Genomic DNA, 13712 nt, shown 5'->3' on the forward strand with positions numbered 1-13712 from the left:
AAATGGACACTATTGCTGAAAAACTGAACATTCTACTCGCCAATCCCGAATATTTAACTCTGGCTGCTGTCGCGATCAGCGTCTTTTTCATTGTTCAGGGCCTTTCGGGTATGTTGGCTGGGGAAGCACCGGCAACCCGCCGCATGCATGCCGGCTCCATCAAACCAGCGCATGGGACTGACTTTGATCTTCTTCAGGGCGACGACAGCGATCCCCACGGGCTATTGAAGGCCTTTGTCCCATCCTCCCGAAAAGAGCGTTCCAAAATAGGCAAGCAATTGCGTCGCGCCGGGATCCGGCGCAAGCACGCTGTGCGTACCTTCTATGCGTTTCGCACAATTATGGGCGTTATCCTGCCCGCGCTCTTCCTGATTGTCATGGCCCTGCCTGCAGAACTTCAGTACAAGCTGAAGGTCGCTGATTTACTGCAGGAGGTGACCTGGCTCAATGCAGTGCAAATCGTGACGGCCTTGATGGTTGTTGGCTTCTATGCTCCAGCAATATGGTTGCGCTCGCGGATCAAGAAACGACGCCAAGAAATCGAATTCAGCCTGCCAAACGCACTTGATCTGTTGCAGGTCGCCATTGAGGCGGGGCTAGGATTTGATGCCGCCATGACGCGGGTATCCCACGAATTGGCGCATGCTGCCCCTGAAATTTCACAGGAATTTATGATCCTACAACTCGAAGTCCAGGCCGGCAAAGAACGCCAGGCCGCCTTGTTGGACATGGCTGAACATGTCGATGTAGAAGAACTCACTTCTTTTGCCAATGTGATATTGCAGTCCAATCAATTCGGCACCAGTGTTTCAACCGCATTGAACCAATTTTCAGCTGACATGCGCCTTGATCGCGAACTGCGCGCTCAGGAAAAAGCAAACCGTCTGCCAGTCCAAATGTCCGCTGTCATGGCACTTTGCATGATGCCCGTGCTGTTATTGATCTGTCTATCCCCAATGGTTATCCGCTGGATAAATATGTTCGGATAACGGCCGGTAGTTTCTCGGTCCGATGTCCGCCCTTCAATCCGTCAATGAATTCTATATCCCAGCAGCGGATGCATCATATCCTTCCGGCTTGTTTTTCGTCGCGGTCGCGAACCGCAGTGAGCGATCGTTGATGCTGAATGGAGAAAATGTCAGCTTGGTCCCGCAACTCAGATCTCTAGCCTCAAGTTTTTGCTGCGCTCCGACCTGAACGACCGCTTTGCCAGCTGCATCCCGGCGTATTCAGCTAGTCCGGTTACCAGCGACGAAACGCACATGCCAATGATTAACATCGCGAAGCGCCAACACCGGCCATTGGTGCCAAAGGAGCGAATGTCCCAAAAGTTCGCCTTGTGTGAATTAGCTGACCTCGCCGCGAATGGCGGCTAATCCCGAACCGGCCATCCATGCGCTGCGCAGCTTATGTCGGGTGTGAGCCCAAATTACAGGATGCCGCAATGTGCACCAAGGTCTGAAAACAGTCTCGAAGCGGTCGTTCGAAGATTCTTCTTGCGTCTAATCGATGATGGATTGGACTGATTTATTTATAGATTCAATAGCTTAATTTGCGCCGTGTGCACTGTGTGTGCAGCATGAAATCGCCTTCTGGCGCGCTCTGTCGGGTGTTTAGTGGTCATGCAAATTGTGAGATTTGAAGAGCATCGGATCCACCGTGATGGAAGGGCTGTGCGAGGCTTGTAGTGGGTCAAAGCAATTTGCCCCGAGGCGTAGTGATCAAGGTTTTGGCGATTGTTTGTTTTTCCCAGCTCAGCAGGTGGTGTCGCCTTCGATGGCCGAGACACAAAGAAATGAACCTCAAACTCGAAAAATGGGTCGTGAACCATCGTAGGTGCCGCTTTTCGAACTGACGTGCTAAGAGCACTCGCATGCTCGGAGTCATATTTTTGGGCCCCTTAAGAGATGTTTGAGCGTCGACTCCCCGAATGGCTACGACACGCACTCGCACCATCTGTGCAGGGTTTTGCAACCTTGGCCGCGTTTGAGGCAGTCGCACGCGGCATCCTGATTTCCGTCTTTCCGGTTGCGATGTACGACGCGCTCCAAGATGCGGCTCTGATCGGTTCGATTTATTTAATGATCGGCATCATCTCATTGCTGACTGGGCTTCTCGTTCCCTTTCTCAATCGTTGGATACTGAGGCGCTGGACGTACAGCATCGGGGCGACGGGATTCATTGTAGGATAGGGCCTCGCAACTCTGGAGTCCCCGGAGATGATCGTTCTGGGGCTTGTCTTGACCTCGCTGGCCACTGTCGTCACCTTTGTGTGTTTCAACGCCTATGTGCTAGATTTCATCTCCCGGATTGATCTCGGAAAATGCGAAACGCCACGCATGTTCTGCTCGGCCCTGGGATGGACAGTTGGTCCGATGCTGGGCGTACTTTTGTGGGAATGGTGGCGGCCCGCTCCGTTCTTGATTTCGGGCGTGGCCGCTGCAACCATGCTCGGTGTGTTCATCTTTCTACGGCTGGGGAATGGCAAACTGATCAACTGTGCGCAGCGTGCACCAATTAATCCGTTGGCATTTCTGGGGCGTTTCTTACAGCAACCCCGCCTGATCGCAGGTTTGCTCTTTGCGGTTATCCGCTCCTGCGGTTGGTGGGTCTATGTTGATTATCTGCCCATATTCGCTGTTGAGAATGGCCTTGGAGAAACACTGGGCGGGACGCTCTTGTCTATCACAAATGCTGGATTGTTATTGTCGCCGGTGATGCTGAGATGGATGCAGAAACACTCCGTGCGCAGATCGGTTCAAACCGGCTTCATGGCTTTCGCATGTCTGTTCTGTACCGCCAGCTTGGTTTCAGCAGCCCCGTCTGCAACAGTATTCGTTCTCTTTGTCGGCAGTTTCTTTCTGATCCTTTTGGATATTTGCGCCGGATTGCCGTTCCTGATGGCCGTCAAGCCATCGGAACGCACCGAAATGTCAGCAGTCTACTCATCCTATCGGGATGTGTCCGGCATCCTGACACCGGGTGTGGCCTGGCTGATCCTGTTGGTGGCACCGATATCCGGCATATTTGCCGCCGCCGGGGCGGCAAGCCTGTTGGCCTGGGGAATTGCCTGGCTGCTGCATCCGAGTCTGGGCGAAAATCGTTTGCAGCCTGTTCCACCATTGCAAGTAGAGCGGCAGGTACCTTTTCCCGAGACCAGAGGTCAGTCACCAACTGACCCCTATTCCCCGTACCGGTGTAAGGACACGATGGCCTATGCGTTGGTCTCCCGCGCGTATTTGATCGCCAGTACCAGAGTGATCGCACCCTTCGACTTAAGATGTCGGGTCCAAGAGCAGAGTGGGCGGCAGAACGCTTGATGCTGGAATGTGGTCTACACCAAAATCACCATGACAAGGCAGGGGTTCTAGGAACTCTCATTCAGGTAAAACTTCCAAGGTAGTGAAAGCCAAATGCAGGTTAGTGCGCGCGACAACACGTCGATGAAACTCTTCGGGTCTTGAAGAACAAGCTGTAACGCGAAGGCGTATTTCAAGAAATGAAGCTTAAGCAACATTTCGAGAAACCCTCCGAGAAAAAGGCACGGGAAAAAGGTGAAGCAATCCGCCTTGCCCGCAAACTTGCTCGAAAAAAACGGAACGCGAAGGGTAGCCATACGTCCTTAGTTTGTTAATCGAGACAGCACCCCGTCGCAGTTTCTATCTATCGAAACCTGGGACCGTGTGCCCAGACTGTCAGCGAATGGCGGGTCCCTCGTGTCAGTGGCGTCACTTGATGCAGATGAAAACTTGGGAAACATAGTGATAGAGCCCTGCGTCCGGTTTGCCGCAATAATGTGCGCGCCCGGCATAACTTGCAGATCACCACCATCATAGCTGACTGGTTTGCAAAGCTGCGCGACCAAGGTCAGTTTTCGTTTACTGGCCGTTGGGCCATCACCAATATCGGAATGCCACGTAAAATGACCGGAATCCGACGCATCGTAGCTGGCAACCTGCGGGCTCTCCGCAAATTCTCTGAGATCAAAATCGAACCAATTTCGATTTGAGGTTCGGACAACATCGATACGCCGCTCCATGACCCATCCCATGCCGTCGACCTCATCCAGCCAAACCAGCTCTGCACGGCGCAGATTATGATCCCGGTTGTGACCAACCAGCAAAACGTCTCTCGCAGGAGCTGACGCCACGGCGTTGAGGTTTGTATTGCATTCGGCTGGGGTGAACCCATCAACAATAGAATGTACGTTTACCTGCTAAGGTCCTTTTCCAAGATTGTACTCGATACTGCGGGCCGTACTGCACGTCATGCTGATCTATTTTCGACCAAGCCGCGGGAATACGACTTAAATCTAGAGCGGCACGCTGCGTTTTGAGCGGTGACAAGCTCCGCTGAAAAGATCGGTGTTTGGGGTTAGCCTGTTCTCCAACTGAGGAGACAGACGATGAAGAGAAGCCGTTTAAGCGAAGAACCGATCATTGAGATTTTGAAGTCACTCCTGCTCAGGAACAGACCCAAGTCTCACTAAAAATGTAGGGTCTCCGACTTCGCCGCTACTGCTGTCTTCTATCACCATAAAGGCGTCAGCACCGACGCAACTGTCCGCGCGAAATTCCCGTTCTGCCCGCTCTTGAGCTTCATGAGGTGTAGAATACTGCAGCTGCTTGTAAATTTGAAGGTTGCCTTGCTGCCCGCGCGCAGTCGTCTTTGCAATGTATGTCTGGCAGACATAGTGAATCTTTGTTCCAGTTTCTTCTTTTTCGCTCATCGGGTCTTCCCAATCTAAGTCATAGGCGTTTTGGGACAAGTCTCGGACGCCGCCCGTGCCAAGGTGCGCAACTAAGTTAAGCTGAATACCTCAGACGGACGAAATCCGAAACGTTCTGGCTACTTTGCCTTTTTGCCGCCAATTGCGAGCGCAGGTTTTCCATCCAGCGAATTAGCCGTCGCAGAAACCTTTGGTTTCTCTTGCTTGGGTTTTTTGGCTTCTTTGTTGCCACGCTTGCTGTTGTTACCTTTGGCCATGAGAGGTCCTTTCAAATGCAGCGATCCCGTGCCGGGATGGCAAGGGCATCACTGCGCTGTACACCGCGCGCCAGAATTGCGGCGCAGGGCAGTAGATGCATCAGACGTGCGTCTGTATGGCCGCGTCTGCCGCAGCTTCGTCCAGCACCTTTTGCTGGCCACGGGATATCGTGGTGACAGGGCTACTAAACATCGCATTTGCAGCGGCAAAATCTTTGGCTGTGTCGATCTCAGTCCAGTCCAGACCGCTGATATCAAGAGCATGGAACTGCGTACCTTTGTCGACCAATTGCGCGTAAGCCGCCTCGTAATACGCCTGAAGGTTTCCACGGCTCTCCATCATTTCTGAAAGCTCTGCGAACAGCAGTGAACCCGTTCCGGCGCTGATCTTTTCGACGCCGATAGATTCACCCAACGCGCGCTTCGGATCAACGGACTTGCCAACTTCAAGGACCTGCATCTGATCGTCTGCGATGACCTTAACTTCTTCGTCCTCAAGTTCGATGTTGCGGTCGATACACAAGACGTTTGCGTGGTCGCTGTCCAAAAGTTGGCGCAGGATTTTGACATCAAACACGACGTCCGCATCGAATTTCACAAACTCAGCAGTGCCAATCGCTTCGGAGGCCAGCATCAGGGAGTAACCTGTGTTCGTCTCGCGGTATCTATCATTGATTACATAGGTGACACGGATGCCGCGAAACGTCTTGTCTACAAATTTCTTTATCTCGTCGGCCCGGTGACCCAGAACCACAACGACTTGCGACATTCCGCAGCTCAGGCAATTTCGGATCATGCGTTCCAGAATGACAGACCCGCCCACCGACAGAAGGCTTTTTGGGCAATTGTCGGTCAGGGGGCTGAGGCGGGAGCCAATGCCAGCGGCCAGAATGACGGCAACGGGTGCACGGTGTTTTTCGTTTTTCATGATACTTGAATCCTAAATGAGCCGTATTGGAGCAGGCTATTTTTGCGTTGGAGCCTTCAGATTTTCGTCGATGTTTTTTCCGCGCAGCCACGATTTGTAGAGGCCCCAGAACACTTGGCTTGACGCAAATACCCAAAGCATAGGTATGAGTTGGTCAAAGATGAGTGCCGCAGAGAGCATGAAGATGAAGACGCCTTCATCGAAGGCGAGCACCTTGCTTTGTTCACGCCCGAAACATGCTAGATTTGCCTTCAGACCAAATCCCAGACCTGCGGTGATCTGTACCTGTTTCATTTCCGCGATCTGAGCAGGATAATCCGGGTTGCGTCCCGTTTCGATCTCTAACGCCACGTATTTGGCGTAGCCGCGCAATCCATAGAACGCGATACCGAGTAGCGACAGAAAAATCGGCATGACGCTGTTCGTCTGCGCAAATGCAGCAAAGCCTGCCGCCCCGAACCATAACGTGACCTGCACTTGATCGGTGATACGGTCGTAATAACTGCCGACGGGTGACGAAACCTTTCTATAGCGCGCCAACTGACCGTCCATGCAATCCAGGATATGGCTGATATGGATCAGGATTGCCGCCGCGATGAAACACGCAGTCCCTCCGATCAGAATTGCAAAGGTTGCCACGATAGCCACAAGGAACGAAGCCGCTGTGAGTCGATTGGGTGTAATCCAAGGAATGTCGACAGCGCCATAGTTGGCAACGATAGCCAGCGGTGCAGTGACAAAGGACGACCACCATTCGTCATCGCGGGTCTTGGTCGCCCAAAGGCGTTTCAGCTTATCGTTCATGACACCACCCGCAAATCTGCGGGCACAGGCAACACGGCGGGGGGCTTTTGCTTTGGCCTGACAGGAGTTACAAGGTCTGCCGCATCTGCCTGAAGCGTCAGCAACACGTCCTTAAGGGTGGACAGGAAGTACCGTATGTCGTCATCCGAGAGCTCCCCGATATTACCGACCTGAAAAACCTTACCTGCAAAGCATCCCTTTCCTTCATAGATGATGATGGAATTATCACGTAGACGCGCACGCAGATCATGCACTGATACTGATGCCGGAACCTGCACCGTAGTCAGAACCGAACACATGTCCGCCTCATCGACCAGGAAGTCGAGGTTGAGCCTGCGCATGCCGTTCCGCAGCAGATCAGCCCGCGCCTTGATGCGGGCATAGCGCTTTAGGACGCCCTCGCGCAGAATGTCCGTTAGCGCTTGATCCAGTGCAAAAAACAACGGTACGGCGGGTGTGTTTGGCGTCTGACTGTGGGTCTTGAGGAATGCGTAGAACGTTGCGAGGTTCAGGTAAGTGGTCTTGGCTGCGTGGTGTTTGAGACGTTTGAACTGTTTCTTGCGACCCACGACAAAAGACAGCCCCGGATATGAACCCAAGGCCTTGGAACTGGAACTGGACACAAACGCGATGTTGCACGCCTCCATGTCGATCACCTCCGCACCAACCGAGCTAACCCCATCCACTACAAAGAGTGCGCCGCTGGTTTTTACCAGGGCTCCAATCTGGGCCAGCGGATTCAGCATGCCAGAACACGTCTCGTGGTGAACCATGGCCACCACATCGATCTTGTGTGTCGCAAGGTAAGCTGCGATCTGCGGTAGGTCGAAGGCGATGCCCCAGGGCATTTCGATCAGATGGGTCTTCTTGTTGTGGATCACCGATGTCTTGTGCAGCCGCCCGCCAAACTCTCCGTTCGACAGGATCAGAACAGCACCATCTCCTACAACTGAGGACAGTACCGCCTCATTCGCCGCCGTCCCGGAGCCGGTGATCACTACCGCTCGGTAGCGTTCTCTTTTTCTTATCTGAAAAAGGGAGAGTATTTTGTGCTCAATACCCGCAAGCAGGGCATCAAATTCCGTTTCCCGATGGCAGATATCCTCTTTGCAAATCGCAGTACGCAGGCTCTCGGCCACATTCACAGGGCCGGGGGTGAAAAGAAGATGTTTGTCCAAATTCAGGTCATGCTCCAACGACGCTGCAACCCCTTGGTTCTAACGCCGGTACGCCCATGATTTGCCCCTGAGCGCGAACCACGCAGAGACGTCGAGAGGGCATAAATCGAGTTCGAAAACACAGCCCAATTAGGGGCCGTTGTTGTGTCGTCCGAAAATTGGACGGGTATGGAAAAACTATGGAATACCTGACCCTGCCAATGTGAGCGGATTAGGAGCGCTTCAGATGCTGCTTGGCAGCATCTTGGCAACGGTATCGTAGGGTCGAACGGAAATGGTCGTTAGCTATGCGGCCAATTGATCGTCATCTGACCAGCGTCGCCCTAATGCAAATGCTTGGGTCAACGCAGGAAGGTAAGGTGGGCGATCAAGATTGGCCGAAAAAATACTGTCGCACGGCGTGTTAGCGCTCCAAGAAATAAAGCCCTAGGGCTAAAGCCGCACGATAGCAACACATATATCGGAACCCCAAGTGCAACACTCATCATGCGCAGGTGGATCGGATCACACATGCACCGTACCCACCCACGGCAGTTCCATCAGAAATAGGTTGCCCCCAATCCCCCTAAGGTGACCGGATCGGCGGCGGCTTGCGTCGCTTGCCTGACAGAGCGTTTCCAGCAATGGCCGCAAGCAAAACTGCGCCTCCTGTCAAAGTGTTCAGCGTGGCCGTTTCGCCGATAAACAACCAGACCCATAACGGGCCAAGCAGAACCTCAGCCAGTGATAACAGCGCAAGTTCCGCAGCAGGAAGGCTGCGAGACCCCAGAGTATACAGGATCAATCCTGCGCCGACCTGAAACACTCCCATGCCCATTGCAATTCCGCCATCCCGGACCGAAAGCACAAGGGACAATTCCAAATACAGACATATGCCGGACGTCACGATGATGCCGAATAATCCGGACAGAAACACCGACGGCAGCATTTCATCCGATTTCCCCCACCGCAGCGCTACAGTGAAGACCGCAAATCCAAAGGCGGACCCTAAAGCCGCCAGGCTGCCCTCCACGGCAACGCCACCGGATTTATCTGCGACCATGATCGCGATACCGGCAATGGCAAAGGCGATGGCCACCCAGGTGGCAGGGCGTACAGGTTCGCGCAAGACGATCCACCCCAGAACTGCCGCCATGAAGGGTGCTGTTGCAAACAAAAGCATGGCGTTTGCCACGGATGTCGACTGGATCGCATATATCCCGCCTGAATAGGCAGCAACCAGGGACAGCCCCGCAATCACTGCTGGAAACCCGGTGCGGCGTATCTGGGCAAAGGGGCTTTCTCCGGACCGCATGCGAATGAACACGTAAAGTAGAAGTGACAGGCTGACCGAACGATAAAGCAATATCTGCCACACAACCGCGTCTTCGATCAGCCGTATTCCAAGCCCGACGGTCGACCAAAGCACGCCAGCGGCAAAGACAAACAGGACACCAAACCGATGCCCGTCCGTGCTGTTTGACGGCTGGCTCATGACAGTCATTTGTGCTCCGTAAGACTTTTCTGTCTCATTGCTAGCGATATGGCTGTCGCATTAGCCTTCCGTTTGCGACACCGAAACTGTTCGTGGCACATAGATGCCAGGGAATGGCCTCAGACCAAGCATTTGCGGCTAACGCCACTACGGACAAGTACAAACATGCCTAAGGGTTTAGTGGTAGGCAACCGATGGAGGAGTGGGCAGAGTGTCTTTCTGAATCAAGGTCGTAGCCTCTGGAGCTGTGCTACTCGTGTGCAATCCAAGGTGAAGGTCAGCAAAGCGCACCAAAGCTGCCCTTGGAACATGCGCAGCGAATGCTAACTTGGTCCCGCATAACCGACTTTGATGCTGAGTGCAGCCAACGGCAGGAACGAGCCCACAACTGACCTTCGTACGCTCTCTGAAAAAGAGATCTGCAAAGTCCACGGTGGCCAAAACTTGGGGCTCGTAGCGCACCGATCATTACAAAGGGTGTCCGTCGTTGCCCTTCCTGACCTTCACGAAAAGTATTTCATGTCGCGAATCTTGCTCAATTCCTCTCGTGGATTTTGATTGCCAGCCTCGCAGGTCCGATGTCATCGGCAGTTATTGTTATCGCGCTAAAATCTGTTGGCAATTTGTTGTCCTGAGCGAGCGACGCGACGGCCCGCGCAAGGGCTGGTGCCATCATGATGCCATAACCGCCTTGTCCGGCGTGCCAGATGAATCCGGGCACCAAAGGGTCAAGACCGACAACAGGGCTTTCGTCAGATACGAACGAACGTAGGCCCGCCCAGCTGTGCGCGATACGTCGTACAGGAATCAGTGTTTCTCGTTCTAACCAGTCAGCCAGCACCGCCACATCCATTTCGTCAGGTTGCACATCTTGCGGCGGTGTCGGGGTAGCATCGCCAGGGGACACCATCAGCTTGCCAGCGTCAGGCTTGATGTAGGCATCATTTGCCGCGAAATCGACACAAGGCAACGCACTGACGTCATAACCGGGCGTTGCCTCTACGATGATCGCGGTGCGTCGCTTGGCGACCAGTCCGATCCGCGCAGCACCTGCCAGCTCCCCGATTTCATCGGCCCATGCGCCACATGCGTTGATGATCTTCTTGGCGCGATAGGTTTCTTTCGATGTCGTGACCTCCCAGGTTCCTGAGGATTGAGTGAGGGCGGTGACGGGTTCTCCTGTCTTGATCTGACCTCCACGCCGCTTAAAGCCTTTCAGATAGGCACCCAGCAATGTTGCAACTTCAATGTCTGTGACACCGGGTTCGAACGCCGCGCGGGTGACGTTTTCGGCACGCAAGAACGGGATCATCTTGAGCGCCTCGGCTGGCGTAATCTCAAAAACCGGATCTTCGGGTGTGGCTGCTGCAAGGACGGCATCAAGCTTGCCCTCGTGGCCGGGCCCTGCGACCGCCAGCGCCCCTCTTGGGCGCAGCAATGGGCCTTCAACGAAGTCTTCGAACGGGCTTTTGAAGAACGGTTCGCTTAACGCATTGATTTTGCGAACAAGCGCAGTTCCGTAGTTGCGGGTGAACAACGCTGCTGATCGCCCGCTGCTGTGATAGCCGGGCTGTCTTTCTGCTTCGATCACCAAGACGGTGGCGTTTTGCGAAAGTTCATAGGCAGCGGACGCGCCCGCCATTCCGGCACCCATCACGATAAAATCATAAACCATCGTGTGACGCCTTTTGTGTTTTGCCACGCATGATGCGCGGTTTGTCCCTGACACACAACGCAGAACTGGCCGAATTTGCAAGTTCACAATAAAAATTTGACAGGATGAAAGTTTTCTTACATCATTCCCTAACAGCAGCTGGGAGGGGCTCGTGTCAGATCCATTGCGAACGCGCCTGACAGAGGCAAGCCAATCTGCATCCAAAGCCGACCGTGCGTTGGCCGGTTACATGTTGGCGCAGCTTGCAACGATCCCGTTCGAGACGGCGGCCAGCCTTGCGGAAAAAGTCGCGGTAAGCGAGCCGACTGTGGGGCGGTTTTGCCGTACGTTAGGATACAGCAGTTTCAAAGACCTGAAGGCGCATTTGCGTCAGGACATGGGCGATCAACCGTGGCTTATCGGGGACCGATTGCGGGAATTACAAGCGCGAAACCGCGCGGGTGAAGACCAACTGGTGCGCGGGATGGAACTAGAGATGGCGGCGTTGGTCGCCGTGTATGAACTGGCGCAGTCCGATGAATGGGCCGCCGTTGTGAAACGGCTGGCGACGGTCGGGACGGTATTCGCAACGGGGTTCCAGACGGAACGTGGCATGGCTCAGGTGTTCGTTAACCAACTGCAATACCTGCGCGACGGTGTTGAATTGCTTGACCTTGCGGGTGGGAATTTTGCGCAAGTTCTGGCGCGCGACAATACGGACGCGGCCCTCGTGATATTTGAGGCGCGGCGCTATTCGCGTCTGGCGCGTGATTTGGCAGTAGCGGCGGAGGCGGCAGGAATTCCCGTAACGTTGATCACGGACCCCTATTGCGATTGGGGCCGCGACGTTGCCACCGAGATGTTTGTGGTCCCGACAGAATTCAACTTGTTTTGGGAATCCACGGCCCAGATGGCCAGCCTCGCCAATTTGCTTGTGGGCGGTGTGTTTATGGAACTGGGTCCAGACGTCGAGGACCGGATGAACCGGATTGCAGCGCTGTATGGCCAATTTACAGGTCATGTTGGCAGTGCGCCCAATCGCAAGACGGAGACTAAGAAACGAAGCTGAAACGATACATTTTCACATATAAGGACGAAACCAATGCGCTATGCGACCAAGACGAAACTACTTTCAGGGACGGCGCTTATCGCAGCCAGTTTCTTTGCCAACGCCACAATGGCGCAAGATATTACCATTGCCTTTTCTGCGGATGAACTGGGGTCCACTTCGTATAACCCGGTGACGTCAAGCAACCTGAATTCGGCGGCATCGCTGATCTATGACCGTTTGGTCGAACAGGACGCGGATCAGTCCTATCACCCCCATTTGGCAACATCGTGGGAAGAAGCCGCTGATGGCATGTCATGGACCTTCAAGCTTAAGGACGGTGTGACATTCCATGACGGGACCGCATTCAACGCGCAATCTGTCGCGGACTGGATTCCTGATTTTGCGGAAACCGAGAATGCCTATCTAGTCGGTGCTGTCGCATCTGTCGAAGTGATTGACGATCTCACTGTAAAGTTCGTGATGTCGCGCCCCGAGCCGAACTTTCTTTACAACCTGTCCTCCACTTTTATGGGAGTCCCGGGACAAGCAGCGTTCGACGAGTTGGGTGATGACTTTGGTGTGACCGGCGCGATTGGCACCGGGCCTTTCATGCTCGATAGCTTTGCAATCGGTCTTGAAACTGTCCTGACGCGCAACGACGATTACGCTTGGGCATCTGACCTCTCGGAAAATCAAGGCGCTGCACATATTGGGCAGATTACGTTCCGCGAAGTCCCCGATCAATCGACTGCGTTTCTTGAATTGAAGACAGGCGGCATTGACCTCTTGTTGGGCGTACCAACTGATTTTCTTGAAATTCTCAAGGCTGAATCCAACGTGGCAGTCATTCAGATGCCCGGTACTGGCATCAACTACATGCCGATCAACGTGACCGTGCCCCCCTTCGACGATATTCTTGTTCGCGAAGCGACAGGTCTTGCGATCAACCAAGAAGCAATCGTTGCGTCAATCTATAACGGCGTCGGCGCGCCTGCGCATAACTTCTTGATTTCGTCTTTGCCCGAAGCGCAAGTTGATCCCGAACTGAACGTAAACTACGATCCTGATCGCGCAAATGCGCTTTTGGATGAAGCGGGCTGGATGATGGGCGACGGTGGCGTGCGCATGAAAGACGGAGAGCCGCTTTCAGTGAAACTGTTCACGCAAAACGGCACCGAATTCACATCGCTGACCCAAGTGGTGCAGGCGCAATTGGCCGAGATCGGGATGGAAGCCTTGATCACTGTCTTCGACAGCTCGACCATCCGTGACGAGTACAAGGAAAACCGTCACCAGCTTGCTGTGCGTGGGTATGACTGGAACAACTCCGACATTCTGGATTGGTTCTTTTCGGGTGAACGTCTGGGCTATCCTAACGTGTCCATGTGGAGTGACGTTGAGGGCCAGCGCCTGAATGACGTCGCGATGAAAGAGAGCCTTAATTCGGACCAGCGGATCGCTAATTTCAAGGCGTACCACGAGTATGTCCTGTCACAGCATCTGTTTGTGCCGATTTATCAGCCGACCAAAAACATCGCCTACAATTCAGACCGTGTGAATGTACCTGATCCAGTGCGCGGGACGCGGTTCCGTTCGCAAACGGTGCAGGACATGACAGTCGTCGAATAAACGTCCAG

At 53.9% G+C, this 13712-nt stretch carries 13 protein-coding genes and 1 pseudogene; 7 read left to right on the forward strand and 7 right to left on the reverse strand.

Features of this window, described 5'->3' with window-relative positions:
* Positions 1-2: 2 nt before the first annotated feature.
* The 5 genes and pseudogenes from ACEWL3_RS08465 (at position 3) to ACEWL3_RS08485 (ending at position 4009) form a co-directional block, all read left to right on the forward strand.
* On the forward strand, positions 3-989 hold the full coding sequence (locus ACEWL3_RS08465; RefSeq protein ID WP_386181282.1) for a type II secretion system F family protein: 987 nt from the start codon (positions 3-5) through the stop codon (positions 987-989).
* Positions 990-1907: 918 nt separating this feature from the next.
* A complete protein-coding gene (locus tag ACEWL3_RS08470; protein WP_435000735.1) occupies positions 1908-2192 on the forward strand; it encodes a hypothetical protein in 285 nt (94 codons plus the stop codon).
* A 27-nt stretch (positions 2193-2219) separates the two neighbouring features.
* Positions 2220-3320: an MFS transporter gene (locus ACEWL3_RS08475; RefSeq protein ID WP_386181279.1), complete on the forward strand. Its 1101-nt coding sequence runs from the start codon at positions 2220-2222 to the stop codon at positions 3318-3320.
* A gap of 93 nt (positions 3321-3413) precedes the next feature.
* Positions 3414-3634 (forward strand): annotated as a pseudogene (gene rpsU / locus ACEWL3_RS08480) (30S ribosomal protein S21).
* Positions 3635-3814: 180 nt separating this feature from the next.
* On the forward strand, positions 3815-4009 hold the full coding sequence (locus ACEWL3_RS08485) for a hypothetical protein (RefSeq protein WP_435000737.1): 195 nt from the start codon (positions 3815-3817) through the stop codon (positions 4007-4009).
* A 444-nt stretch (positions 4010-4453) separates the two neighbouring features.
* Here ACEWL3_RS08485 and ACEWL3_RS08490 read toward each other — a convergent pair whose 3' ends face one another.
* The 7 genes from ACEWL3_RS08490 to ACEWL3_RS08520 all read right to left on the reverse strand — a co-directional run bounded on the left by ACEWL3_RS08490 (position 4454) and on the right by ACEWL3_RS08520 (position 11045).
* On the reverse strand, positions 4454-4729 hold the full coding sequence (locus ACEWL3_RS08490; RefSeq protein ID WP_386181273.1) for a hypothetical protein: 276 nt from the start codon (positions 4727-4729) through the stop codon (positions 4454-4456).
* Between the two features lie 119 nt (positions 4730-4848).
* Positions 4849-4986: a hypothetical protein gene (locus tag ACEWL3_RS08495; RefSeq protein WP_386181269.1), complete on the reverse strand. Its 138-nt coding sequence runs from the start codon at positions 4984-4986 to the stop codon at positions 4849-4851.
* A 100-nt stretch (positions 4987-5086) separates the two neighbouring features.
* Positions 5087-5914 (reverse strand): phosphocholine cytidylyltransferase family protein, encoded by an 828-nt coding sequence (locus tag ACEWL3_RS08500; RefSeq protein WP_386181266.1) that lies wholly within the window; start codon positions 5912-5914, stop codon positions 5087-5089.
* 36 nt (positions 5915-5950) lie between these two features.
* Positions 5951-6718, reverse strand: coding sequence for a CDP-alcohol phosphatidyltransferase family protein (locus ACEWL3_RS08505; protein ID WP_386181263.1), 768 nt, complete (start codon positions 6716-6718; stop codon positions 5951-5953).
* Positions 6715-7896, reverse strand: a complete 1182-nt coding sequence (locus tag ACEWL3_RS08510; protein WP_386181260.1) for a pyridoxal-phosphate-dependent aminotransferase family protein — start codon at positions 7894-7896, stop codon at positions 6715-6717. The genes ACEWL3_RS08505 and ACEWL3_RS08510 overlap by 4 nt, the downstream gene beginning before the upstream one ends.
* A 565-nt stretch (positions 7897-8461) precedes the next feature.
* Positions 8462-9379 carry a DMT family transporter gene (locus ACEWL3_RS08515; protein WP_386181257.1) on the reverse strand — a complete coding sequence of 306 codons (918 nt, stop codon included), beginning with the start codon at positions 9377-9379 and terminating at the stop codon, positions 8462-8464.
* A gap of 526 nt (positions 9380-9905) precedes the next feature.
* A complete protein-coding gene (locus ACEWL3_RS08520) occupies positions 9906-11045 on the reverse strand; it encodes an NAD(P)/FAD-dependent oxidoreductase (RefSeq protein WP_386181254.1) in 1140 nt (379 codons plus the stop codon).
* Between the two features lie 151 nt (positions 11046-11196).
* Here ACEWL3_RS08520 and ACEWL3_RS08525 point away from each other — a divergent pair, with 151 nt between their 5' ends.
* Together ACEWL3_RS08525 and ACEWL3_RS08530 are read left to right on the forward strand one after the other, a co-directional pair.
* Positions 11197-12093: a MurR/RpiR family transcriptional regulator gene (locus tag ACEWL3_RS08525; protein WP_386181251.1), complete on the forward strand. Its 897-nt coding sequence runs from the start codon at positions 11197-11199 to the stop codon at positions 12091-12093.
* A gap of 33 nt (positions 12094-12126) precedes the next feature.
* Positions 12127-13704, forward strand: a complete 1578-nt coding sequence (locus ACEWL3_RS08530) for an ABC transporter substrate-binding protein (RefSeq protein ID WP_386181248.1) — start codon at positions 12127-12129, stop codon at positions 13702-13704.
* Positions 13705-13712: the final 8 nt, after the last annotated feature.

This window comes from Sulfitobacter sediminivivens, from assembly GCF_042611115.2.
Taxonomy (GTDB): domain Bacteria; phylum Pseudomonadota; class Alphaproteobacteria; order Rhodobacterales; family Rhodobacteraceae; genus Sulfitobacter; species Sulfitobacter sediminivivens.